General features: G+C 73.4%; 20 protein-coding genes. 5 read left to right on the top strand and 15 right to left on the bottom strand.

The genetic code is table 11. The features are described 5' to 3' along the window. Nucleotides 1–131: 131 nt before the first annotated feature. On the bottom strand, nt 132–809 hold the full coding sequence (locus tag GA0070216_RS30505) for a PASTA domain-containing protein (RefSeq protein ID WP_091253337.1): 678 nt from the start codon (nt 807–809) through the stop codon (nt 132–134). 112 nt (nt 810–921) lie between these two features. Here GA0070216_RS30505 and GA0070216_RS30500 point away from each other — a divergent pair, with 112 nt between their 5' ends. Then, complete coding sequence (locus tag GA0070216_RS30500; RefSeq protein ID WP_141723247.1) at nt 922–2,328, top strand: hypothetical protein; 1,407 nt, start codon at nt 922–924, stop codon at nt 2,326–2,328. Between the two features lie 456 nt (nt 2,329–2,784). On the opposite strand, the gene GA0070216_RS30495 is transcribed toward GA0070216_RS30500, so the two are convergent. Further along, the gene (locus tag GA0070216_RS30495; RefSeq protein ID WP_091253329.1) at nt 2,785–4,263 is read right to left on the bottom strand and encodes a glutamate-cysteine ligase family protein; all 1,479 of its coding nucleotides are present in this window, start codon (nt 4,261–4,263) and stop codon (nt 2,785–2,787) included. Between the two features lie 237 nt (nt 4,264–4,500). Next, nucleotides 4,501–5,079, bottom strand: coding sequence for a YceI family protein (locus GA0070216_RS30490; RefSeq protein WP_091253327.1), 579 nt, complete (start codon nt 5,077–5,079; stop codon nt 4,501–4,503). Between the two features lie 101 nt (nt 5,080–5,180). On the opposite strand from GA0070216_RS30490, the gene GA0070216_RS30485 reads away from it, so the two are divergent. Further along, on the top strand, nt 5,181–5,687 hold the full coding sequence (locus GA0070216_RS30485) for a MarR family winged helix-turn-helix transcriptional regulator (RefSeq protein ID WP_091253325.1): 507 nt from the start codon (nt 5,181–5,183) through the stop codon (nt 5,685–5,687). 296 nt (nt 5,688–5,983) lie between these two features. Here GA0070216_RS30485 and GA0070216_RS30480 read toward each other — a convergent pair whose 3' ends face one another. The 3 genes from GA0070216_RS30480 to GA0070216_RS30470 form a co-directional block, all read right to left on the bottom strand. Further along, entirely contained in the window at nt 5,984–8,608 is a 2,625-nt protein-coding gene (locus tag GA0070216_RS30480) for an ATP-binding protein (protein ID WP_091253323.1), read from the bottom strand. A gap of 124 nt (nt 8,609–8,732) precedes the next feature. After that, nucleotides 8,733–9,887, bottom strand: coding sequence for an acyl-CoA dehydrogenase family protein (locus GA0070216_RS30475; RefSeq protein WP_091253321.1), 1,155 nt, complete (start codon nt 9,885–9,887; stop codon nt 8,733–8,735). Nucleotides 9,888–10,027: 140 nt separating this feature from the next. Beyond that, complete coding sequence (locus GA0070216_RS30470) at nt 10,028–11,560, bottom strand: acyl-CoA carboxylase subunit beta (RefSeq protein WP_091253319.1); 1,533 nt, start codon at nt 11,558–11,560, stop codon at nt 10,028–10,030. 205 nt (nt 11,561–11,765) lie between these two features. Between GA0070216_RS30470 and GA0070216_RS30465 the strand changes: the two genes are divergently transcribed. After that, the gene (locus tag GA0070216_RS30465; protein WP_091253317.1) at nt 11,766–12,335 is read left to right on the top strand and encodes a snapalysin family zinc-dependent metalloprotease; all 570 of its coding nucleotides are present in this window, start codon (nt 11,766–11,768) and stop codon (nt 12,333–12,335) included. Nucleotides 12,336–12,478: 143 nt separating this feature from the next. Here GA0070216_RS30465 and GA0070216_RS30460 read toward each other — a convergent pair whose 3' ends face one another. After that, nucleotides 12,479–13,393 (bottom strand): hydroxymethylglutaryl-CoA lyase, encoded by a 915-nt coding sequence (locus tag GA0070216_RS30460; RefSeq protein WP_091253433.1) that lies wholly within the window; start codon nt 13,391–13,393, stop codon nt 12,479–12,481. Nucleotides 13,394–13,583: 190 nt separating this feature from the next. After that, nucleotides 13,584–13,784: a hypothetical protein gene (locus tag GA0070216_RS34140; RefSeq protein WP_141723246.1), complete on the bottom strand. Its 201-nt coding sequence runs from the start codon at nt 13,782–13,784 to the stop codon at nt 13,584–13,586. 348 nt (nt 13,785–14,132) lie between these two features. On the opposite strand from GA0070216_RS34140, the gene GA0070216_RS30455 reads away from it, so the two are divergent. After that, nucleotides 14,133–15,020 carry a hypothetical protein gene (locus tag GA0070216_RS30455; RefSeq protein ID WP_091253315.1) on the top strand — a complete coding sequence of 296 codons (888 nt, stop codon included), beginning with the start codon at nt 14,133–14,135 and terminating at the stop codon, nt 15,018–15,020. A 41-nt stretch (nt 15,021–15,061) separates the two neighbouring features. Here GA0070216_RS30455 and GA0070216_RS30450 read toward each other — a convergent pair whose 3' ends face one another. Together GA0070216_RS30450 and GA0070216_RS30445 are read right to left on the bottom strand one after the other, a co-directional pair. Beyond that, nucleotides 15,062–16,399 (bottom strand): acetyl-CoA carboxylase biotin carboxylase subunit, encoded by a 1,338-nt coding sequence (locus GA0070216_RS30450; RefSeq protein ID WP_091253313.1) that lies wholly within the window; start codon nt 16,397–16,399, stop codon nt 15,062–15,064. 139 nt (nt 16,400–16,538) lie between these two features. Next, nucleotides 16,539–17,153, bottom strand: coding sequence for a TetR/AcrR family transcriptional regulator (locus GA0070216_RS30445; RefSeq protein ID WP_091253311.1), 615 nt, complete (start codon nt 17,151–17,153; stop codon nt 16,539–16,541). Nucleotides 17,154–17,313: 160 nt separating this feature from the next. Between GA0070216_RS30445 and GA0070216_RS30440 the strand changes: the two genes are divergently transcribed. After that, nucleotides 17,314–17,724, top strand: coding sequence for a DUF7144 family membrane protein (locus GA0070216_RS30440; protein ID WP_091253309.1), 411 nt, complete (start codon nt 17,314–17,316; stop codon nt 17,722–17,724). Here the strand turns inward: GA0070216_RS30440 and GA0070216_RS30435 are convergent. The 5 genes from GA0070216_RS30435 to GA0070216_RS30415 form a co-directional block, all read right to left on the bottom strand. Then, complete coding sequence (locus GA0070216_RS30435; RefSeq protein WP_091253307.1) at nt 17,696–19,327, bottom strand: lipase family protein; 1,632 nt, start codon at nt 19,325–19,327, stop codon at nt 17,696–17,698. The genes GA0070216_RS30440 and GA0070216_RS30435 overlap by 29 nt on opposite strands. A 68-nt stretch (nt 19,328–19,395) precedes the next feature. Continuing rightward, nucleotides 19,396–19,968 carry an FAD-dependent monooxygenase gene (locus GA0070216_RS30430; RefSeq protein WP_245722840.1) on the bottom strand — a complete coding sequence of 191 codons (573 nt, stop codon included), beginning with the start codon at nt 19,966–19,968 and terminating at the stop codon, nt 19,396–19,398. Nucleotides 19,969–20,114: 146 nt separating this feature from the next. Next, nucleotides 20,115–21,017, bottom strand: a complete 903-nt coding sequence (locus GA0070216_RS30425) for a sulfurtransferase (protein ID WP_091253303.1) — start codon at nt 21,015–21,017, stop codon at nt 20,115–20,117. 174 nt (nt 21,018–21,191) lie between these two features. Further along, a complete protein-coding gene (locus GA0070216_RS30420) occupies nt 21,192–21,851 on the bottom strand; it encodes an imidazolonepropionase-like domain-containing protein (RefSeq protein WP_245722839.1) in 660 nt (219 codons plus the stop codon). Nucleotides 21,852–21,853: 2 nt separating this feature from the next. Next, the gene (locus tag GA0070216_RS30415) at nt 21,854–22,624 is read right to left on the bottom strand and encodes an SGNH/GDSL hydrolase family protein (RefSeq protein WP_091253300.1); all 771 of its coding nucleotides are present in this window, start codon (nt 22,622–22,624) and stop codon (nt 21,854–21,856) included. Between the last annotated feature and the right edge of the window lie 460 nt (nt 22,625–23,084).

The raw sequence follows: 23,084 nt of genomic DNA, 5'->3' as shown, positions 1-23,084 counted from the left end.
CTCGCCACCCGGCAGCGGCCCCCGACCCCCCGGGTCGGGACCCTCAGCCGGCCAGGTAGTCGTGACCCTCGGCCCACCAAAGATAACGGTCTGCGCCGTCCTCCACCGGGACCGGCACGACGACCCGCCCGTCAGGGCGTCGGCGTCACCCCGGAGGTCGGCGTCGAACCACCGCCGCAGGAGATCGCCACCTGGTCGTTCCAGTGCGCGGTCGCGTCGGCCGCGGGCACCTGGGCGACGACCTCACCACGGTTGCCGGTGGGATAGCGGGGGAACAGCCCTACGTCGCCCAGTTCGTCGGCCGCGTCCGCACAGTCCTCGCCGACCAGGTCCGGCACCTCGACCTCGGGGGCCGGCCCGCTGACCTCGACCCGCACGGTGGTGCCCGGCCGGACCGACGTGTCCTGGGCGGGCACGGTTCGGGTCACCGTCCGGCCGGAGCCGGCACCGAAGACCAACCGCCAGCCGAGCTTCCGGTCGTGCAGCTCGTCCCGTGCCTTCTCGAAGTCGAGACCGACCAGCCGGGGCACGGTCAGGCCACCGCTGGTGGCGGCGGGCGGCGGCGTGGTGGTGGCCCGCGCGGTGGTCGGTCGGGCGGTGGTCGGTGCCTCGGACGGGCTCGCCGGTCCGGGGCCCGCTGCCGCCGGAGTGCTACCGGTCTCCGGGGTGCCGGGGTCGGCCAGCACCCACCCCACGGTGCCGCCGACCGCGGCCAGCAGCACCGTCGCCAGGGTGCCGCCGAGCAGCAGCCTGCCCCGGCCCGGCCGGTCGCGTTCCGCAGTGTCCTGTTCGGTGTACTCGTCGTCCATGCCGCTCCCGCCTCGTCCCCGAGACGGTACCGGCCGCTGCCCACCGGTCACCGGCCGTGCTCCGGTGCTCGTCCGACTCGCCGCCTCGACCAGGGGACGCTACAGTCCCGGCATGGCGGGACGGGGCTGGGGAGGATCGGTGCTCACCGCGGTCGGCGTCGCCGCCGGCGTGGGCGCCGCACAACTGGGCTTCGGCTACGGCCTGGGCATCATCAACTGGGCACCGGTCGACACCGGGGCCATCGAGCCGTCCTGGTTCGCCAGTCTCGCCTGGGCGACCTGGATCGCCGCCGTCTCCACCGTCGCCGGCGCGGTCTGCGCCCAACGGCTGCACGAACGCGGTGCGGACGCCGAAGCCGGGGGCACCCTGCACCGGGTCACCCTCGCGGTGGCGGGCGCGGTCGGCGCGCTGATCACGGTGCTGCTGGTCGCGGTGCCGTCCCGGGCCGCCTCCGTACCGGACACCTTCTCCCCGCAGACCGTCGCGGCCGGTTACGCCGGGGTCGGCGTACTGATGGGGCTGGTGGTGACGGTCTGGACGCTGCACTCGCGGGCCGCCGCGACGAACGTGATCGCCACGGTCGGCTGGCTCTGGTTGCTGGCCGTGGTCTCCGTCGTCGACGGGGTGCTCGCCGGCCGGGGGCTGACCAGCGCCCAGCTCGGCATCTGGCAGATCGCCCAGGACAGTCCCCGGTTCTGGTTGCGGGACCATCTCTACTGGCCGGGAGCCTTGCTGGCCCTGGGCTCGGCGCTGCTGATCGGCGCGTTGGCCGCCCGGCGGGCCGCCCGGACGGCGGAGCTGCGACTCGGTGCGGTGGTCTCCGGTGCCGCCGGGCCGCTGCTCGTCGCGGTCGCCTACTTCCTCGCCGTCCCCCGACTGGCCACGATCTCGCCGGCCCAGGTCTCGGCCCACCTCGTCGCGCCGTACGCGGTCATCGTCGGTGCGGCCGGGTCGGTGCTGGTGGCCTCACTCGCCCAGCGGGCCGAGCGACGCGCCGCCGCGCGGACGACGGCACCGGTGCCCCACCCCCGCACCGGCGAGCTGGACGACCGGCCGGCCGGCACGGACCCGGTCCCACCGTCCGACCCGGTCCCACCGTCCGACCCGGACGCCCGCGCCAACCTGGGCGTCCCTGCGGACCCGCCCGCGCGAGCCAACCCGGACACCCGCGCCGACGTGGACACGCGTGCCAACCCCGACGCCCGCGCCGACATGGACGCGGGCGCGCGTGCCGACATGGACGTGCGTGCCGATCTCCCGGCCACCCCGACCGACGCCTCGGGTGGGGAGCCGACGCCTTCGGCGGTGGGACGGGCTCGGCCGGTTCGCCGGGGTCGGGCCGCCCCGACGGCTGCGTCGACCAGTGGGTCGTCCGCCGGTGGGCCGTCCGCCGGTGGGCCGTCCGCCGGTGGGCCGTCCGCCGGTTCCGCGCCGGACCAGAGCACCGGGTCGCCGACCGGCCTGCCGACGGACCCGCCCGCCGTACCGAGGCCCCGCTCCGGACGCCGCACCCCCTGACCTTCCCGGATGCACCGTTCCTCTCCGGCCCGCGTCCCCTCGCGGCCCTTCCGACTCGTCGGTGCACCACCGTTCCGCGTCGGGGCACACCGTCCCGCGAAGCGGATATGACACTGCGGCATAAATATGCCAGCCAGGCATACGCCCTTCGCGATAAATAGTCTCGACCAGTCGGCCAGCCGTCCGCCCGGCCACCAGACGGGTCGGCGCGGCGGCGAGGGCGAGGGCGAGGCTGGCCTGGCCTGGGCGAAACGGGACGGGCGAACGGACGGACGGGGCTAGGCGAGGCAGGACGGGCAGGGCTGGGCTGGGCGAAATGGGACGGGCGGGCAGGCTGGGCGGGACGGGCAGGGCTGGGAGAGGCGGGGCTGGGCTAGGCAGGGCAGGGCAGGGCTGGGCAGGGCGCAACGGGATGGCCTGGGCGGGAGGGTAAAGGGGCAGGGGGGTGAAGCGGGATCAGTCGACCGGCCAGGTGTGGACCGGTTCGTTGGTGCGTTGTAGTTCGGCGTACCGGTTGGCCATGTGGTGCAGCGCCGCGTCCCGGTCCAGGTTGCGGTGCCGCTGCGCGGCCCACACCGTCTCGGTCTGCCAGACTGCGCCGTTGCGGCCGGTACGACAACGCTGCTCGATGATGCCGAGCAGGCGGTCCCGCTCGGCGGGGGCGACACCGAACCGGTCCAGCCCGATGGCCGCCTTCGGCAGCAGGGTGTCGAGGACCAGCTTGGTGACCGGCACCTCGCCGAGTCGGGGCCAGTGCAGCACCGCGTCCATGCCCCGTCGGGCGGCGGCGTGGAAGTTCTCCTCGGCGGAGCTGAAGGTGAGCTGACTCCAGATCGGCCGGTCCGACTCGGCCAGCCCGCGCGCCAGCCCGAAGTAGAAGGCGGCGTTGGCCAGCATGTCGACCACGGTCGGGCCGGCCGGCAGCACCCGGTTCTCCACCCGCAGGTGCGGCCGGCCGTTCATGATGTCGTACACCGGGCGGTTCCAGCGGTAGACGGTGCCGTTGTGCAGCCGCAGTTCGGACAGTTGCGGAACGCCGCCGCCGTGCAGCACCTCGACCGGGTCCTCGTCGGCGCAGATGGGCAGCAGCGGCGGGAAGTACCGGACGTTCTCCTCGAACAGGTCGAAGATCGAGGTGATCCAGCGTTCACCGAACCACACCCGGGGGCGTACCCCCTGGGCCTTCAGCTCGTCCGGGCGGGTGTCGGTGGCCTGCTGGAACAGGGCGATCCGGGTCTCCGCCCAGAGTTGCCGGCCATAGAGGAACGGCGAGTTCGCGCCCACGGCGACCTGGACCCCGGCGATGGCCTGGGAGGCGTTCCAGTAGTCGGCGAAGCTGTCCGGCGCCACCTGGAGGTGGAACTGGAGGCTGGTGCAGGCGGCCTCGGGCACGATCGAGTCGGTGTGGGTACGGAGCTGCTCCACCCCCCGGATGTCCAGCTCGATGTCCTCGCCCCGGGCACCGACGATCTGGTCGTTGAGCACCCGGTACCGCTCGTTGCTGGAGAGGTTGTCGGCCACCAGGTGCTGCTCGGTCAGGGTGGGCAGGATGCCGACCATGACGATCCGGGCGTCCGACTTGGCCGCCCGTTCGTCGGCCCGGTTGAGGCTGCTGCGCAGGTCGGTCTCGTAGTTGGCGAACCCGGCCCCCTCGATCAGTCGGGGTGCCGCGTTCAGCTCCAGGTTGAACTGCCCCAGCTCGGTCTGGAAGAGCGGGTCGGCGATCGCGGCGAGGATCTCGTCGTTGCGCATCGCCGGTTCGGCGTCCGGGTCCATCAGGTTGAGTTCGATCTCCAGGCCGGTCATCGGCCGGTCGGCGTCGAAGCCGAAGTCGTCGAGCATCAACGCGAAGACGTCCAGGCACCGCCGTACCTTCTGCCGGTAGCGGACCCGGTCCTCTCGGGAGAAGGCGCCCTGCTCGACGTCCCTACCCATTGTTGCCTCCCGGCGTGAGACGCCCGGGACGGTGAGCGTCCCGGTGCGCAGTGTGAACCACAACGGTAAGAGCGCCCACGCGCCGAGGCCAGTGCCCACCGGGTATGCGCTTGCCGCCTTCACTACCCAGCGGGGGTCGCCCGGCACCGGGTAGCGCTGCCGCCGGTCAGTGACAATCCACACCCGTACGCGTCGGGCCCCCGCTCGTGGAGAGCGGGGGCCCGACGACGGGGTGGCTCAGGCCTGGCGGATGGCCTCGCCCTCGATCTCGATCTTGATCTTCTTGCCGACCAGCACGCCACCGGTCTCCAGGGCGACGTTCCAGGTCAGGCCGAAGTCCTCGCGGTCGATCTCGGTGCTGGCGGTGAAGCCGAACACGTCGGTGCCGAACGGGGTGCGGCCGACGCCCTCGAACTCGACCTCCAGCTCGACCTGACGGGTGACACCCTTGATGGTCAGGTCACCGAGCAGGACGAACTCGTTGCCGTCGTGGGACTTCACGGCGGTGCTGCGGAACTCCAGCGTCGGGAACTGCTCGACGTCGAGGAACTCGGGGCTGCGCAGGTGACCGTCCCGGTCCGCCTGGGCGGTGTTGATGCTGGCCGCCTGGATGGTGGCGGTGACCGCGGACTGCAACGGGTCCTCGGCGACGGTGATGGTGGCGGTCGCATCGGCGAACTCACCGCGTACCTTGCTGACCATCATGTGCCGGGCGACGAAGCCCACCCGCTTGTGCGCGGCGTCCAGCAGGTAGGTGCCGGCGGCGGGAATGGTCAGGCCGTCCCAGTCGCGGGTAACCGACTCGGTGCTGGTCATGTAACTGCCCTCCGGGGAAGATTGTTTAGTAGCCCAACGACTGCCTGAGCAACTATAGCCACAGCAATATTCCCCGTGTCAAGCACTGTTAGGATGGTCAGGTGAACGAAAACGTGTTCGACGACCCCCGGATCACCGCCGTCGGCCTCCTGGTCGAAGCGCACGCCGGGCTCACCGCCCGCTTCACCGCGCAGTACGAGGAGCACGGCCTCTCCGCAGTCGAGTTCGAGGTGCTGATGCGCCTGGCCCGGTCCCCCGGCAACCAGCTGCGGATGACCGACCTGGCCGCGCAGACCTCCCTGTCCACCAGCGGTGTCACCCGGGTGGTGGACCGGATGGAACGCGACGGGCTGCTCCGCCGTCGCGCCTGCCCGTCCGACCGGCGCAGCTCGTACGCGGTGGTCACGCCCGCCGGCATGCAACGGCTCGACAGAACCCTGCCGGGCCACCTACGGATCATCGAGCAGTGGTTCACCGGCCAACTCGAACCCGACACCCTCGCCGCGATGCTGGACGGACTGCGCCGGGTGCGCGACGCCGTCCACCCGGGGGCGACCGCCGGCAGCACCGACCAGGCACCGACCGACGAGCCGGCGGCCGCCTGCTGACGTGGTGACAAAAAGCCGTCCGACCCACCGGCAGAAAAAGCGGCAGAACCCGGCGGGCCCACCGGACGCACACTCGCCGATGCCCACAAAACGGACGGCTCGGCTGGCTAGCCTTCATCGCGCGGGGGAGCACCGGGGGGTGCCGGCGCGAGCGACTGAGCGAGGGGTTTGACCAGGGGGCTTGTTCGCTCGCGCCACCCCCGCGCCTGCACCGGCAGGCGTTCCCGCCCCGGTGCCCACAGGGTCTGCACATGCAGGACCCCTGGACCGGGGAGGTCGGGCCGCGCAGCCCGCCCCTAGGCCAGCAGGCGTTCCTCGTCCGGCAGCAACCGGATGCCGCCGCGCCGACACACCTCCGCCAACCGCTCACGCACCTCGGCGGAGCCGCTGCTCGCGGCCAGCCCGACCAGGGCCTCGACCACGTCCCGCCGGTCCTGCCCGGCCTCCCCGGCGGCCACCGCCACCGCGAACCACTCCGCCGCCAGTTCCCGGTCCCCCCGCTGCTGCGCCACGGTGCCCTCGATCAACGCGCACACCCCCTCCTCCGCCCGGACCGGCCCACCCCCGGCCGGGCGACCCGCCACCGTCCCCGCCTCCATCCCGGGCCGGGCCCCGGACGGCCCCGGACGACCGTCGCAGCGCAGCTCGGCGAGGACCTCGGCCGCCTCGTCCACCCGGCCCGACCGGGCCAGCGCCAGACCCACCGTGCCGAGCACCCGCCGCCGGTGGCCCGGGTCGCCCACCCCGACCAACGCGGCGACCACCCGCCGACCCTGCTCCACCGCGTCGCCGTGGCGGCCCTCCAACCGGGCCACCTCGGCCAGGTCGGCGCGGGCCAACAGGCGCAGCCGGGGCTCCCCGCACTGGGCCGCCATCCGGTCCACCGCGGCGAGTCGACGCCGGGCGGCCGGCAGGTCGCCGAGGCGGATCTCGTGCCAGGTCAGATGGTGCTGGGCCACCGCCATGTCCCGGGTCCGGCCATGCCGGGTGGCCAGCGTCAGCACCGCGTGCGCCTGCTCGGCCGCCTCGTCGTACCCGCCGGTGGCGACCAGCAGGGTGCCGAGGACGGTCCGTGCCGCCAGCTCCCCGGCCACGTCGGCCCGCCCGGCGAGCACCGCGAGCGCGGCGCGGGCGGCGGGCAGTTCCTGGGCCGCCGCGCCGTGTTCGGCGGCGAGCCGGGCCACCCCGAGCAGCGCCCACGCCCGCAGCACCGGATCGGCGTCGGCGGTACGGGGGTCCGCGAGCAGCCGGCGCAGCCACTGCCGACCGCTGACGTCCCGTCCCCGCATCCGCCACCAGCGGGTCAGCCTGACGGCCAGCCGCAGCGCGGTGACCGGGTCGTCCCCGGCGGCGTGCGCCAGCGCCGCGCCGATGTCCCCGGTCGCCTCGTCGAGCCGACGTGCGGCCGTGGGCTGTCGCGCCCCGACCAGGTCCGGCGTGGTGCGGGTCACCAGCCGGGTGATCACCACCGCGTGCCGGCGTCGCATCGCGGTCAGCTCCCCCCGGCCGGCGGCCTGCTCGATGGCGTACTCGCGCACCGCGTCGAGCAGGCGGAACCGCAGCGGCCCGGCACCCCCGACGCTGAGCAGCCCCAACTCGACCAACCTGTCGAGCAGGGGCACCGGATCGACCACCGCCGCCGGGTCCCGGTCGACCTCGTCGGCGAGCAACTCCTCGGCCAACTCCACCGACCACCGGTTGGCAAAGACCGAGAGCCGACGCAGGGCGGCCTGCTCCCCGTCGTCGAGCAGCCGGTAGCTGGTGGCCACCGCCTCCCGCAGGGTCACCGCCACCGCGGTCCGGGCCGGTTCGGCGGTACGGCCCGACGGTGCGGCCTCCCAACCCCGGCCGCCGAGTTCCGGGCCGGCCAGGTCGAGCACCCGGTCGCCGTACCGGTCGAGGAGTTCGGGCAGGTCGAGAATCCGTCCCCGGGCCGCCATCAGCTCGATCGCCAGCGGCAGGCCATCGAGCCGACGGACCAGCGCGGTGAGGGCGGGCAGCTCCTCGGGGCCGGGCGGTTCGGGGCGAACCCGGGTCAGTCGGGCGGTGAACAGGGCTGCCGCCGGCCAGCGGGCCAGCTCGTCCGGGTCGACCACGTCGGCCGGGGGCACCTCCAGCGGGGCCACCGGGCGGACGAGTTCACCGGGGAGCCCGACCGGGTGTCGTCCGGTCACCACCACCCGCAGGGTGGGTACCGCCGTGACGAGCAGGTGCAGCACCTCGGCCACCGGGTCGGGGGCCCGCTCGACCGCGTCCACCAGCAGCAGCGCCGGGCGGCCCCGGAGCCGGGCGGCCAACTCGGCGAGCCGGGCCGCGCCGAGCACCGCGCAGGCTGCGGCGAGCACGTCGTTGCCGTCGGAGCCGCTGCCGACCAGCACCCCGGCCACCCCGCCGGGGTGGGCGTCGGCCACCGCGTGCGCCACGGCCAGGGCGAGCGCGGTCTTGCCCACTCCGGCCAGGCCGACCAGGCTCAGCACCGGGGGCGAGCTGTCGCCGGTGAGCAACCCGGCCAGCTCGGTCAGCTCCCGTTCCCGGCCGATCAGCGCGACGGCCGGGGGGAGCGCCATCGGCGTACCCGGGAGGTCGAGGTCCCGCAGGACGGCGCCGACGACCGGTCGGTGCGGCAGCCTGGCGGTGTCCCGGCCGGTCGGGCCGACGACGGCCTGGCCACGGGCACTGGCCAGGAAGCCGGTCCGGGCCGGGCCGGTCAGGCCGAGCGCCCCGGCGATCAGCTCGGCGGTGGTGCGTTGTGGCCGGTGCGACCGGCCCCGCTCCAGGTCACGGACCGTCCGCACGCCGACCCCGGCCCGTTGCGCCAGGTCGATCTGGGTGAGACCGGCAGCCAGGCGGTGGGCCCGCACCAGCTCCCCGATCGGGGTACGACCACCCGCGCCGGGCAAGTGATCATGATCCGGGGTCATGGGCAGGAAGAGTACGGATGGGATACGACGCCGGGCAGCCCTTCGTCGGCCTACTGACGAAGGGCTGCGGATACCCGACAACCCGCCGTTGCCGCGCCGCGCTCCGCCCGATCGGGCGGTACGGTCACATGCCCAGGTCGCGAGCGATGATCATGCGCTGCACCTCGGACGTGCCCTCGCCGATCTCCAGGATCTTGGAGTCCCGCCAGAACCGGGCCACCGGGTACTCGTTCATGAAGCCGTAGCCGCCGTGGATCTGGGTCGCCTCCCGGGCGTTGTCCACCGCGACCGTGCTGGCGTGCAGCTTGGCGATCGCCGCCTGCCGCTTGAACGGCTCACCGGCGAGCATCCGCGCGGCGGCGTCGTAGTAGGCCAGCCGGGCGGTGTGCGCCTTCAGCTCCATGTCCGCGATCTTGAACTGGATGGCCTGGTAGTTGCCGATCGGCTGACCGAACGCCTGGCGTTCCTTCGCGTACTTCACCGACTCGTCGACGCAGCCCTGGGCGAGGCCGACGGCGAGGGCGGCGATGGCGATCCGACCCTCGTCGAGAATCCGCAGGAACTGCGCGAAGCCCCGCCCCCGCGCGCCGAGCAGGTTGGCCGCCGGCACCCGGCAGTCGTCGAAGGTCAGCTCGTGGGTGTCCGAGGCGTTCCACCCCACCTTGGAGTACGCCGGCGCGACGGTGAAGCCGGGCGTCCCGGACGGCACGATGATGGTGGAGAGTTCCTTCGAGCCGTCCGGGTTGGTGCCGGTGACGGCGGTGACGGTGACCAGGGCGGTGATGTCGGTGCCCGAGTTGGTGATGAACGCCTTCGACCCGTTGATCACCCACTCGTCGGTCGAGGGGTCCAGCACCGCCCGGGTCTGGGTGCCGCCCGCGTCCGACCCGGTGCCCGGCTCGGTCAGCCCGAACCCGGCCAGCGCCTCACCGCTGAGCAGCTTCGGCAGCCACCGCTCCTGCTGCGCGGCCGTACCGAAGCGGAAGATCGGCATCGCGCCGAGGGAGACCGCCGCCTCCAGGGTGATCGCCACGCTGGAGTCGACCCGGGCCAGCTCCTCCAGGGCCAGGCAGAGCGCGAAGTAGTCGCCGCCCATGCCGCCGTGTTCCTCGGGGAAGGGCAGGCCGAACAGCCCCATCTTGCCCATCTGCCGGACGATCTCGTACGGGAAGGTGTGCTGCTCGTAGTGTTCGGCGATCACCGGGGCGACCGCCTCGCGGGCGAAGTCGCGCACGCTCTCCCGCAGCGCCTCTTGCTCCTCGCTGAGCCGGAAGTCCATCGGTTCCTCCTGTACGGGTACCTCCCCCGGACGCTCGTGACGCCGGGGACGGCGGATCGGGTGGGCGGCCGGTCGGACCGGGGATGACGACGGGGTGACGGGTCGGGCCGGGACCGGGGTGGCGGGTCGGGGCCGGCCGGTCAGACCGGGGTGACGCCGTGCCGGCGGCGGGAGAAGTGCCGGTCCTTGCTCCGGGCGGCGGTGAACCGGCGGACGAGGTCGGCGCGCAGCTCGTGCGGCTCGACGATCGCGTCGATCACCAGCTCGCTGGCGAGCCGGACCACGTCGATGTCCCGCTCGTACTCGGCCCGCTTGGCGGCGACGAAGGCGGCCCGCTCGGTCTCGTCGACGATGGCCGCGATCTTGTTGGCGTAGACGGCGTTGACGGCCGCCTCGGCGCCCATCACCGCGATCTTCGCGGTGGGCAGGGCGATCGTCGCGTCCGGCTCGAAGCCGGGGCCGGCCATCGCGTACAGGCCCGCGCCGTACGCCTTGCGGACCACCACACAGATCTTGGGTACGGTCGCCTCGGAGATCGCGGTGATCATCTTGGCCCCGTGCCGGATGATGCCCTGCTTCTCCACCGCGCTGCCGACCATGAACCCGGGCACGTCGGACAGGAACAGCAGCGGCACGTTGAACGCGTCGCAGAGCTGCACGAACCGGGCCGCCTTGTCGGCCGAGTCGACGAAGAGCACGCCGCCCTTGAACATCGAGTTGTTGCCGACCACGCCGACGACCTCGCCGTCCAGCCGGCCGAACCCGATGGTCAGCTCCTTCGCCCAGAGCGCCTGGATCTCCAGGAACGAGCCGTCGTCGAGCAGGCCCTTGACGTACCGGCGCATGTCGAACGCCTGCCGTTCGCTGACCGGCACCAGCGCGGCGAGATCGACCTTCTCCGGCGCGGCGACGGCCGGCGCGGCCGGCGGCTGCTGCTGCCAGTTGGACGGCAGGTAGGAGAGGTAGTCCTTCACCACGTCGAGCGCGTCGGCCTCGGTCTTGCACAGGAAGTGGCCCACGCCGGACTCGGCGCAGTGCACCCGGGCCCCGCCCATCGCCTCCAGGGTGGTCTTCTCCCCGGTGACCATCTCGACCATCCGGTCGGAGCCGAGGTACATGCTGGCGTTGCCGTCGACCATGGCGACCACGTCGCAGAACGCCGGGATGTACGCCCCACCGGCGGCGCTCGGCCCGAACAGCGCGCAGACCTGCGGGATCGCCCCCGAGGCCCGGACCTGGTTCCAGAAGATCTTGCCGGCGCCGCGTCGACCGGGGAAGAGGTCGACCTGGTCGGTGATCCGGGCGCCGGCCGAGTCGACCAGGTAGACCATCGGCACACCGGTGGAGTAGGCCCGCTCGATGATCCGGATGATCTTCTCGACGGTGCGCGCGCCCCAACTGCCGGCCTTGACCGTGGAGTCGTTCGCCATCAGGCAGACCGGCCGGCCGTCGATGGTCGCGGTGCCGGTGACCACGCCGTCGGCGGGCAGCCCCTCGGCCAGGGCGTTGGCATAGAGGCCGTCCTCGACCAACGAGCCCTCGTCGACCAGGAGGGCGACCCGTTCCCGGGCGAAGAGCTTGCCCTTGCCGGCGTTCGCCGCGTGGTATTTGTCGGCCCCGCCGGAGCGGGCCCGCTTGCGTAGCTGCTCCAGTGCCGCACCGTCGAGCGTCACGCCGACCCCCTCGCCCCGCGCCTCGTGGACGCACCCGACCGCCGTGCCGCCGACGCGACGGTGGACGCGCCGACCAGCCTGAACGATCGTTAGGTTAGCGCATCCGGGCCCCGACGGGCCACCCGACCGACTTCCGCGCTGGATATTGATACTCAACTATCAGTATGGCTAGGCTCCTGACACCCCCTCCGGATTGGAGTGAGTCATGAACTCACGCATCAAGCGCCTCGCCGTCGCCGCCCTGGCGACGGCGACCGCGACCCTCGGCCTCACGGTCGCCAACCCCGCGCCCGCCTCCGCCGCCATGACCATCTGCTACAACACCAGCCAGGCGCCGAGCTACGCGGGCATCGCCAACCAGGCCGCCTCGATCTGGAACAACGCCACCAACAACCTGACCCTCACCGCGAACTGCGGCACCAACCTGCGGATCTACCAGATCACCGGCGGCGGCTCGTACGCCCAGCGCACCAGCCTCGGCAACGGCCGGGTCTACATCGACACCCAGCAGGCCGCCCAGTACAGCCCGCTGCGGATCATGACGCACGAGATCGGGCACATCCTCGGCCTGCCCGACAACTACAACGGCAACTGCGCGATCCTGATGTCCGGCGGCAGCGCCGGCACCAGCTGCACCAACCCGTACCCGAGCACCACCGAGGCGAACCGGGTCAGCAGCCTGTTCGCCGGCACGCTCAGCGCCACCGACCGCAGCAGCGGCACCAGCAGCCAGATCTTCCGGGACAGCTGGCCGGGCCTGCTCACCGTGGGCTGATCCACCGACCGGTACGACGGAGGGGCCGGCACCGCGCCGGCCCCTCCCGCCGTCCGGCACGGGCCGGTTCGCGGGCGACGCCGACACCGTGGTGCCGCCCGCAGGCCGATGCCGGCGCGACCGGGTCGACCGGGTCGACCGGGTCAGCGGGCGGTCAACCGGGTACGCGGCCCGGCCCGGAGCACCCCGGACGGCAGCCGCTTGCCCAGCAGGTCCTCGGCCAACTCGGCGACCCCGATCAGGGCGTCCAGGTCGATGCCGGTGTCGATGCCCATGTCGTGCAGCATGTGCACCGCCTCCTCGGTGGCCAGGTTCCCGCTCGCCCCCGGCGCGTACGGGCAGCCGCCGAGGCCGCCGACGCTGGCGTCGAACTCGGTGATCCCCAACTCCAACGCGGTCAGCAGGTTCGCCAACGCGGTGCCCCGGGTGTTGTGAAAGTGCAGCAGCACCGGCACGTCGGCCTCACGGTCGCGGACGGCGGTGACCAACTCCCTCACCCGCCGGGGCGTACCCATGCCGGTGGTGTCGCCGAACGCGACCCGGTCGGCGCCGTCGCGGACCACCCGCTCGACGATCCCGGCGACCCGCGCCGGGTCGACGTCGCCCTCGTAGGGGCAGCCGAAGCTGGTCGCCACGATCACCTCGGCCCGCGCCCCCGCCCCGTGCAGCAGGTCGATCAGCACGGCGATGTCGTCGAGGGACTCGGCGGTGGAGCGGTTGACGTTGCGCCGGTTGTGCGTGTCGCTGGCCGAGACCACCACCTCGATCTCGGTGAAGCCGGCGGCCAGCGCCCGCTGGGCACCCCGGGTGTTGGGCACCAGCGCCGAGTAGCGCACCCCCTCGACCTTCCCGGCCCGCCGCCACACCTCGTCGGCGTCGGCCATCTGCGGGATCGCCAACGGGTGCACGAACGACACCGCCTCGATCCGCCGTACCCCGGTGCCGGAGAGGGCGTCGAGCAGCCGCACCTTGGCCTCGGTGGGGATCGGCTCCTCGTTCTGGAGGCCGTCGCGCGGCCCGACCTCCCGGATCGACACCGCCGCTGGCATCTTACTCATGGTCACCTCGCTGTGACGTGGGGTCGCCGGAGACTCGTCCCGGGCCGCCGCCCCTCGTGGGGGACGACGACCGGCGACGCCGGACGACCGGTGGTCCCTCCAGGGAACCACCACGCCGCCCACCGCCGCCACGCCACCCCCGGGTGTCACGGGCCGGGACCGACCCCCGACACCCGGGAAGTCAGCGCTGCTACGGTCCTTCCGCCAGCTCGGCGGCGCTGCGCAACACCGCCGCGGCGGCACCCGCCCAGCCGACGGCGTCCTCGCGGCCCAGCACTAGCGCCATCGCCACCGCCCCCTCCGCGAACAGGGCCGCCGACCGCAGGCACCGGCCCACCCGACGACGGTCCAGGCGCGGGTGCCCGCCCCAGATCGATCTTCCGCTTGCCATTTCTCCACCCCTGAGGACGCAGTACGCGCCGATGGGACCCACCGGCGGTGAGGTGCCTGCGGCCAGTCGCCGAGCAGGTCGACGGCAGCCGCCGCACGACAGGCACAACGACCGATCGGGACCACCCAGCACGCCCTTCTGGCCGGGCAGCGTCCGCCCCGGCCCGGCCAAAGTGGAGCGTGGGGCGGCGCTTTCGGGGCAACGGATACCGCTACCGCTACCGCAGCGTCCTACCCGGACAACCACCCGGCCAGAAACTGACCACGGGCACAGATCGGGGCGGTCATCATTTGCTGAGTACGGGTACGAATGGACTCCCGATCAGGCAGCACTGCGAAAGGTCCGCGCATGACCTCCGACACCAGCACGCCAGCCCCGCCGCCGGGACGGCATCGGCGGCACTGCCTCGTCCCGCGCGAGCAACTGGCCGCCGGATACGAGTTCCGGTACGGGTCGAAGGCGGTGTCCGAGTACGCGCTGGCCGTCCGCGACCTCGTCGAGCTGTCCTCGGAGGTCGGCGCTGTCGACACCTGGAGCAGGCTGGCCGCACGAATCTGCCACAAGCGGTCCGGCCGCGCCTGGGCCACCTGGCGCAAGCGGCTGTCCCGGCACTTCACCACCGAGACGAAGGGGCCGCCGTGGCAGACCGTGGTGTTGGTGGTCAAGCACACCGTCCCGGAACCGGACCGGGCAGCGACCCTGCGCCGTCTCGAGCGCCTCTACGAGGCGGCCCGGGGTGAGCCGCCGACGGACCACCCACGGACCACCGACGACCCACCCCACCCCGACGACGTCGGCCCGACGGCGACCGCCCCCGACGGGGCAGACTCCACCGGGGGCGACGCGTACCAGATCATCGCCCAACTTCGTGCGGAGAACGCCTCGCTGCGGCGCACCCTGGCCGCGCGGAACGCCCTGCTGCGCGCCACCATGGGGGCCACCAACCGGGTGGCGCCGAAGGAAAGCCCTCGCTACGGACCGCTCGCCGGCGGCGGCAACCCGCAGGACGTACCGCGACAACGGGAGGCCGCCCTGCTGGACGGGCTGGCGCGAAAGGACCGCAACCCCGGGCACTTCCCCGTCGGGCCGACCCCGACCAACGACGCCCCGGCCGGCCGGCACCGCCCGCCCCGGATCGACACGGTGTCGCTGCCGCCCCGCCTCGACGTCGTCGGCACGCCGCCGCACCGGCCGACGCCCCTGCCACACCTGCCAGGCGGGGTCCGGCGGGCCTGATCACGGAGCCCGCCGGACCCCGTGATCGGCACCCGGACGGGTCAGCGCATCCGGCCGACGATGCCGGTGTCGTAGTCGCCGGAGACGAACTCCTCGTTGTCCAGCAGCTCGGCGAAGAAGGGCAGGTTGTTCTTCGGGCCGGCCAGCGCGAAGGCGGCGACGGCCGACCGGGCCCGGGTCAACGCCTCGGCCCGGTCCGCGCCGGTGACCACGAGCTTGGCCAGCAGGCTGTCGTAGAACGGGGTGACCGTGTTGCCGGCGACGTAGCCGGAGTCGACGCGTACCCCCTCGCCGGTCGGCTCCACCCAGGTGCCGATGACGCCGGGGCCGGGCAGGAAACGCAACGGGTCCTCCGCGTTGATCCGCAGCTCGATCGCGTGTCCACGCGGGGCCAGCGCGTCCGGGTCGAAGGTCGGCGGCAGGCCAGCTGCCACCCGCAACTGCTCCTCGACCAGGTCGATGCCGTAGACCAGCTCGGTCACCGGGTGCTCCACCTGGAGCCGGGTGTTCATCTCCAGGAAGAAGAACTCCTGCGTGGCGGGGTCGAGCAGGCATTCGACGGTGCCCGCGTTGCGGTAGCCGACCGCCTCGCCGGCCCGCACGGCGGCGGCCAGGAACCGGGCCCGCAGCTGCGGTGACACCGCCGGGGAGGGGGACTCCTCGACCAGCTTCTGGTTGCGCCGCTGCACCGAGCACTCCCGCTCGCCGAGCGCCACCACCCGGCCGTCGGCCAGGCCGAGGATCTGCACCTCGACGTGGCGCACCCGGGGGAAGTACCGCTCGATCAGCACCGAGCCGTCGCCGAACATCCGCTCGGCGAACGCGCGGACCTTGTCGTACCCGGTGCGCAGCTCGGCCTCGTCGGCGGCCACCTGCATGCCCATCCCGCCACCACCGGCGGCGGCCTTGACCATCACCGGGTAGCCGATCTCCGTGCCGGCGGCGACCGCCGCCGCCAGGTCGGCGGCCGGCTCGGTGGTGCCGGGCGCGACCGGCACCCCGGCCGCCGCCATCAGGTTCCGCGCGTTGATCTTGTCGCCCATCGCGGTGATCGCGTCCGCGCCGGGCCCGACCCAGATCAACCCACGGTCCCCGACGGTACGGGCGAAGTCGGCGTTCTCCGACAGGAAGCCGTAACCGGGGTGGATCGCCTGCGCACCGGTGGTCTCGGCGGCGGCGAGGATCGCCTCGACGTTGCGGTAGCTCTGGGCCGGGTTCGCCGGTCCCACGCACACCGCCTCGTCGGCCTCGACCACGAACGGCAGGTCGGCGTCGACCTCCGAGTGCACCGCGATCGCACGGATGCCGAGCCGCTTCGCGGTACGGATGATCCGGCGGGCGATCTCGCCCCGGTTGGCGACCAACAGCGACTCGATCATGTTTCCTCCAGCGTCCAGGGGTGGGGACGGTTGCTCGACGTCCAGGGGTGAGGACGGATGCCAGGAAACCACGATCGGGTCGTCGGTCACGACTCGGGCGGGAGTGTCGGGGGTGGCCCGGGCGGGGCAGGTGCTCCGGTCAGGAGTCGGTCTCGGCCAGCAGGGCGGCCAGCGCGGCAGCCCGCAGCAGTGCCGCCCGACGCCGCCGGTCGACCTCGCCGCCGAGGAACGGGGTGGAGTTCATCAGGCCGAACGCGGCGTGCGCCAGCACCCGCGCCTCACCGTCGGGCAGCCCGGGGTGCAGGGCGGTCAGCACGGTCACCCACTCCTCGACGTACAGCCGCTGGAGCTTGCGGATGCGGCGGCGCGGCTCCTCCGGGAGACGGTCCAGCTCGTGCAGGTGCAGGGCGATCACGGCCGGGTTGGCCAGCGCGAAGTCGACGTGGAAGTCGATCAGCGACTCCAGCGCGCCGCGGGGGTCGCCGGGGCGGCCGGCGGCCCGGTCCCGGCCGCCGTCGAGCAGGCCCTCGCTGACCGGGATCAGCGCGGCGGCCAGCATCGCCTCCTTGCCGGCGAAGTGGTGGTAGAGGGCCGGGCCGGTCACCCCGGCCGCCGCACCGATGTCGTCCATGGAGACCCCGTGGTAGCCCCGGGCGGCGAAGAGCCCGACCGCGATCTCCAGGATCTCGTCGCGCCTCGACCGGCGCCGGCCCGCGCTGCCCGCGCTGCCTCTAGCCTGCTGCCCCACAGTCACCAGGCAAGCGTAGACCTCGGGGCGGACACCGGGTGCCCTCGGTTACCCGCCGGTTCACCAGGCGGACAGCACCCGGTCGGCGCGCACCGACGTTGATCGCCGGACGGCACGGCCCACCGCACCTAGCCTGGAAGGGAAGACCTGCCGGAGGGAGGGCGCGATGACGGTACGGCTGCCGGACCGGTCGCTGCTGCTCGCCGGGGGCCTGCTGGTCGGTGCCGGGATCTTCGACCTGCTGGCCGGGATCGGCGACGTCGGCAGCGGCGACGTGTACGCCTCGCTGCACGCCGACGGGCTGGTCCTCTACGACCTGACCGGTTGGGCCGGGCTGCACGTGGCGAGCGGAGTGCTGCTGGTGCTGACCGGCCTGGTCATCGCGCTCAGTCGGGGCCGGTGGGTGGCGGCCGCCCTGGTGGCCGGGGTGGCGGTCGTCGTCGTCCACCTGCTGTTCGCGCTGTACCACCCGATCGAGGCGTTGATCGTGGTGGGGCTGACCCTGGCGGCCGTGCGGCTGGCCGTCCGGCACCGCCGTGGCACCCGGGTCAGGCCGGCTGACAGACCCTCCCGGTGAAGGACGGGTCCGGCTGACGTCTGTCGTTCCAGGCCGGATTGATCCGGATGGCCAGCGGGGGCGCCTGCCAGCCCGCTCCGAGCTGCTGGAGCAGCGGATACTCCTGACGTTTCCGGCTCTCCGGCACCCCGGCGAGGAAGTGGATCAGACGATCCTGGACCAGCGACCGACCCAGCAGCCCGCCGTGCACCCCGGGCGTCTGGAAGACCGGGATGCCGGTGTAGTCGCCGGGTGGGGCCTCGGTGGCCGTGGTGGTCGGCAGGAAGGCCATCATCCGGACGCCCGGCACCGGGCACATCAACTGGTTGCGGTAGAACGGCGCGTTGTCCAGCAGGGACCGGATGAACGGTTCGTCCGGGCCGGTGCCGGTCCCGCCGAACACGTCGACCACCCCGAACAGGGCGCGCAACTGCCAGCCGGTGACCAGCCCCCAGCCGTGGGGCGTCCCGGGCGGCGGATAGTAGGCCCGCCCCGCGTTGATCAACGGGCTGAACATGACCAGGGTGTCCACCGCCGCGTGCGGTCGCTGCGCGAGGTAGGTGCGGGCCAGCATCGCCCCCTCGCTCTCCCCGATCAGGGCGACCGGCCGACCGGTACGCCGGTGCAGCCGGTCCACCTGGGTCTCCAACAGCGCGGCCCCGCTCTCCAGCGACCGGACGGTGTCCCCCGGCTGGTAGGGCAGTGGTCGGCCGTCCCCCGCCAGCCCCCGGTAGGAGAAGTGCTCCACGTTCGGGTCGACGGGCGGGGTGCCGTCATAGGCGGAGCTGTGCCCGGCGAGGACGATCACCGCGTGCCGGACGTCCGCCGGCAGCCGCTGACCGAGCACCACCTGCTCGATCGTCACTCCGGTCGGGACGATCTGCACCAGCGGGGGAATCGCCAGCGGGACGGCGAGGGCCAGCAGGACGGCGATCGGGGTGGCCGGCACCCGGGCCCAGCGCACCCGGGGGGTCAGCACGGCGACGTGCACGGTGCGTTCCCAGAGCAGCCCGTTGGCGATCCCGGCGAGCGCCGCGACCGGCACCGTCCACCAGCCGGGGACGCTCCAGCAGAGCGCGCCGGCCACGGTGATCACCACGAAGTTCAGCAGCGACCAGCCGACCAGGGCGATCGGCGGCAACCCGCGCCACCAGGGCTCGACCACGGCAGCCCGTTGCAGGAACGGGGCGAGCAGGAACATCGGCAGCAGTGAGGCCAGCAGCACCCAGGAGAGCGCGACCACCGAGGCCGCCACCGAGATCAGCGCCCACGGCGAGACCAGCACGGTGACCACCGCGGACAGGGCGAGGTTGCGCCCGAGCAGCCAGCGCAGGCCGGGTCGGGCCGCCTCGGCGGGCCAGGCGAGCGCGACCAGCCCGGTGGTGAGCAGCCCACGGAACACGATCAGCAGCAGCAGCCCGACCAGGAACTCGGGCCACGAGTCGTGATAGACGTACAGCCAGCGCAGGTCGTGATAGCTGTCGTACGGCCAGACGGCGGTGACCTGGGAGGACAGCCCTTCGGCAGCGACGAAGCCGAAGTGGACCAGCAGCACCGCCTCGATCGCCGGTGGCACGGCGGCCAGGGCGCACAGCGCCAGCAGGCGGGGTCGCGGTCTACGCACGCCCTCTCCTCACCAGGTAACCGGGGCTCCCCTAGCAGGTTCCCCTGCCCGACGACCGCGTGTCGGGTCTACCACCGAACTACCGCCGACCGGCTCACCGCTCGTCCCCCTGCCGGAGGGTCGTCGCGCGCTGCTGGAGGCCGGCGAGCCGCAGCGCGATCCGGCGGCACCCCGGACACCGCGCGCAGCGCCAGGTCCCGCAGCGGACGGCCGGCGGGCGGCAGGGTGGCGAGCCGGGTCAGCCGGGCGGCGAAGCCGACGACCTCCTCGGCGGGCGGCCGCCGGGTGGCGGCGTAGTCGTCCAGCACAGTGTCGGGGTGGCCGGCGAGGACGTCGCCGAGGGTGACACCGAGGGCGACCGCGTCGCAGATGCCGAGGTTCATCCCCTGCCCGCCGGCCGGGCTGTGCCCGTGCGCGGCGTCGCCGGCGAGCAGCGCCCGGCCGTGCCGGTAGTGGTCGGCGATCCGGTGGTGGACGCGGAACCGGGAAATCCAGAGCACGTCGGTCAGCCGGTCCGGCCGCCGGGTCGGGCCGCGTTCGTCGAGGAGCGCCTGGAGTCGGGCGGCATCCGGGTCGCGGGGCGCGTCGGCGACGGCGGCGACCGCCCCCGCGGCGTCGTGGTCCAGGCCGCCGGGCCGCAATTGGGCGGATGTTGCGGTGTCCCGAGGCTGGGATACCGCAACATCCGCCCAGGCGCGACCCAGCCCGGCGCGACCCAGCCCGGCGCGACCCAGCCCGGCGCGACCCGGACCCAGGCCGGGCGCGGCCGGGTCGTCGGGGTGGGTGGTCAGCCGGCCAGGCCGCCGGGCTGGTCGCCCCTGACCACGGGGGCCCGGACCAGGTTGCCCCACTCGGTCCACGAGCCGTCGTAGTTGCGCACCTGCGGGAAGCCCAGCAGGTGGTGCAGCACGAACCAGGTGTGGCTGGACCGCTCACCGATCCGGCAGTACGCCACCACGTCGTCGGCCGGGCTCAGCCCGAGCTGGTCGGTGTAGATCGCCCGCAGCTCGTCGGCCGACTTGAAGGTGCCGTCGTCGTTGGCGGCGGACTTCCACGGCTTGCTCACCGCGCCCGGGATGTGCCCGCCGCGCAGCGCGCCCTCCTGCGGGTAGTCCGGCATGTGCAGCATCTCGCCGGTGTACTCGCCCGGCGAACGGACGTCGACCAGCGGCCGACCCGCCGCCACGTGCGCCATCACCTGCTCCCGGTACGCCCGGACCGGCGCGTCGTCGCGCTGCGGCACCGGATAGTCGGCACGCGGCCGGGCCACCTTGTCCCGGGTCAGCTCGCGCCCCTCGGCGACCCACTTCTGCCGGCCACCGTCGAGCAGCCGGACGTCGGCATGCCCGAACAGGGTGAACACCCACAGCGCGTACGCGGCCCACCAGTTGAAGTTGTCGCCGTAGAAGACGATCGTGTCGCCCCGGCCGATGCCCTTGGCGGCGCACAGCTCGGCGAAGCTCTCCGCGTCCAGGTAGTCCCGGGTGACCTGGTCGTTCAGCTCGGTGTGCCAGTCGACCTTGACGGCCCCGGGGAGGTGACCGGTGTCATAGAGCAGCACGTCCTCGTCGGATTCGACCACGACGAGACCCTCGTCGCCGAGGTGCTCGGCCAACCACTCGGTGGTGACCAGCCGCTGCGGGTCGGCGTACGACTGGAGGCGGGGATGCGGATCACTCGGCACAGACATGATCCCCAAGTTACGCCGGAATCCGGGGCGTCGACCGCCAATGGGACCGGACCGGCTCGGCCGACCCGCCCGGACGCGACCGTGCCCCACCAGCCGACGCACCCGTCGAGCGGGCCGGGCAGACCATCCCCGAGGAGCCGGTCAGATCGCGTCGCGCTCCACCGACCCGCCCGGTCAGGCGCGACGGTGGACCAGGCGGCCGGCGACGACGGTGGCGAGGCAGCGGCCGTCGTCGGCGAAGACGGCCAGGTCGGCCCGGCCGCCGACAACGAGTGCAGGGGGTCGTACCGCGTCGAGGACGGCGACGTCGTTGCGGGCCGCCGCCGCGCGTACCGCCGGGTCGGTGAGGTGTGCGGCGAGCACCGCGCCGACGCCCGACCGCAGCAGCGCGTGCACCCGTTCGCGCGGGCTGGGGGCCGGCGGCAGCGGCCCGTCGTGCACCAGCGCCGGCCCGAGGGTGCCGGGCCACCGCCGCACCCGCACCATCGGGTACGCCTGCGTCAGCTCCCCGGTCGGGCCGACCGCCTCGATCCGGTCACCGTCGACCAGCACCGCCCAGCCCGACAGCGGCCCACCGTCGCCCGGGACCGGCTGATCCGACAGCGGCCCGGCGGAGAGTGGAGCCGGCCGGTGCGACGACGCATCGGCGTCAGCCGAGGCCGGCTGGTCCGGCAGCGGCCCGCCAGAGACCGGCACCGCCCGGTCCGACAGCGCGTCGTCCCCCGACGTCGCCCGGTCCGACAGCGCATCGTCGTCACCCGGCACCGGCCGGACCGGTGGCGGCTCGTTGTCGTGGGTGAGGCGCAGCAGGGGGGCGGTGTGCAGGGTGCGCACGGTCAGTCGGCCAGCGGGCCGAGGATCGGGCGCTTCGCGGTGACCGTGTCGCCGGAGGACCGGCCGGTGAGCCGACGGGTGATCCACGGGGCCAGGTGCCGGCCGACCCAGCTCAGGTCGGCGGCGCGGGCGGCGAGCCATGGGGTGGCGGCCGGGTGCTCCGGCACCATCAGCCACTCCTCGTCGCAGCCCACCCCGAGCGCGGTCAGCACCTGGCCGGCGACCCGCCGGTGCCCGGCGGCGGACAGGTGCAGCCGGTCGGGGCTCCAGAGCATCGGGTTGAGCCGGAACGTGTCGTCGGAGAACAGGTCGATCAGGATCGCGCCGTGCCGCTCGGCGATCTCACCGATGATCCGGTTGACCAGCGCGATCCGGGGTGAGACGAGGCGCTGGCCGGGCAGCCGGGCCAGCACGTCGGCGAACCGGAAGAGGATCACGTCGGCGCCCCCGGACCGCAGCCGGCCCACCACCGCGTCGAACCGGGTGGCCAGCGCGTCCGGGTCGAAGGTACGGCGCAGCACGTCGTTGCCGCCGGCCGCGAAGCTGACCAGGTCGGGCTTCATGGCGAGCGCGGAGGGCACCTGCTCGGCGACGACACTCGGGAAGAGCCGGCCCCGGATGGCCAGGTTCGCGTAGCCGAAGTCCGGCCCGGCCTCGGCAGCCAGCCGGGTCGCCACCAGGTCCGCCCAGCCCCGGTAGGTGCCGTCCGGGTAGGCGTCGTCCATGCCCTCGGTGAAGCTGTCCCCGACCGCCACGAAGCTCTGCCAGCGCACGCCGCCCCCTCATGCCCTCGTTGACTGCGGCGACCAGTCTGTCACCGGCCAGCCTTCGCCTGCCGCCGCCCACCATCCGAACGTGGCCCAGGTCATCTCCCGCCACCCCATACCCTTGATCCACTCACCTGCCGCACCGTTGATCCACCCACGGGCGACGTTGATCCCCACCTTCCGCACCGTTGATCCCCCACCATCCGCAAGGTTGATCCACTCACCTGGGCCGGCGTTGATCCACTCGCACGGGCCGGCGTTGATCCACTCACCTGAGCTGAAATAGCGGTATTTCACACCTTCGGATACCGCTATTTCGGCCCCATGCCGCCGCCCACCCCGACCAGCCCGGCCCGACCCCGACCAGCCCGGCCCGGCCCGGCCCGAGCAACCCAGCCCGACCAGCCCGGCCCGGCCCGAGCAACCCAGCCCGACCAGCCCGGCCCGGCCCGAGCAACCCAGCCCG

This window comes from Micromonospora matsumotoense, assembly GCF_900091525.1.
Taxonomy (GTDB): Bacteria; Actinomycetota; Actinomycetes; order Mycobacteriales; family Micromonosporaceae; genus Micromonospora; species Micromonospora matsumotoensis.
Note: the sequence above shows the minus strand (reverse complement) of the source record. Positions and strands in the feature narration are given on the sequence as shown.

What these genes read in the sequence shown, in the direction of transcription:
- GA0070216_RS30455 (WP_091253315.1), top strand. Translation starts at nt 14,133, where the DNA reads ATGACCTCCGACACCAGCACGCCAGCCCCGCCGCCGGGACGGCATCGG.
- GA0070216_RS30475 (WP_091253321.1), bottom strand. Translation starts at nt 9,887, where the DNA reads ATGGACTTCCGGCTCAGCGAGGAGCAAGAGGCGCTGCGGGAGAGCGTG.
- GA0070216_RS30465 (WP_091253317.1), top strand. Translation starts at nt 11,766, where the DNA reads ATGAACTCACGCATCAAGCGCCTCGCCGTCGCCGCCCTGGCGACGGCG.
- GA0070216_RS30490 (WP_091253327.1), bottom strand. Translation starts at nt 5,079, where the DNA reads ATGACCAGCACCGAGTCGGTTACCCGCGACTGGGACGGCCTGACCATT.
- GA0070216_RS30460 (WP_091253433.1), bottom strand. Translation starts at nt 13,393, where the DNA reads ATGAGTAAGATGCCAGCGGCGGTGTCGATCCGGGAGGTCGGGCCGCGC.
- GA0070216_RS34140 (WP_141723246.1), bottom strand. Translation starts at nt 13,784, where the DNA reads ATGGCAAGCGGAAGATCGATCTGGGGCGGGCACCCGCGCCTGGACCGT.
- GA0070216_RS30500 (WP_141723247.1), top strand. Translation starts at nt 922, where the DNA reads ATGGCGGGACGGGGCTGGGGAGGATCGGTGCTCACCGCGGTCGGCGTC.
- GA0070216_RS30440 (WP_091253309.1), top strand. Translation starts at nt 17,314, where the DNA reads ATGACGGTACGGCTGCCGGACCGGTCGCTGCTGCTCGCCGGGGGCCTG.
- GA0070216_RS30495 (WP_091253329.1), bottom strand. Translation starts at nt 4,263, where the DNA reads ATGGGTAGGGACGTCGAGCAGGGCGCCTTCTCCCGAGAGGACCGGGTC.
- GA0070216_RS30505 (WP_091253337.1), bottom strand. Translation starts at nt 809, where the DNA reads ATGGACGACGAGTACACCGAACAGGACACTGCGGAACGCGACCGGCCG.
- GA0070216_RS30425 (WP_091253303.1), bottom strand. Translation starts at nt 21,017, where the DNA reads ATGTCTGTGCCGAGTGATCCGCATCCCCGCCTCCAGTCGTACGCCGAC.
- GA0070216_RS30450 (WP_091253313.1), bottom strand. Translation starts at nt 16,399, where the DNA reads ATGATCGAGTCGCTGTTGGTCGCCAACCGGGGCGAGATCGCCCGCCGG.
- GA0070216_RS30480 (WP_091253323.1), bottom strand. Translation starts at nt 8,608, where the DNA reads ATGACCCCGGATCATGATCACTTGCCCGGCGCGGGTGGTCGTACCCCG.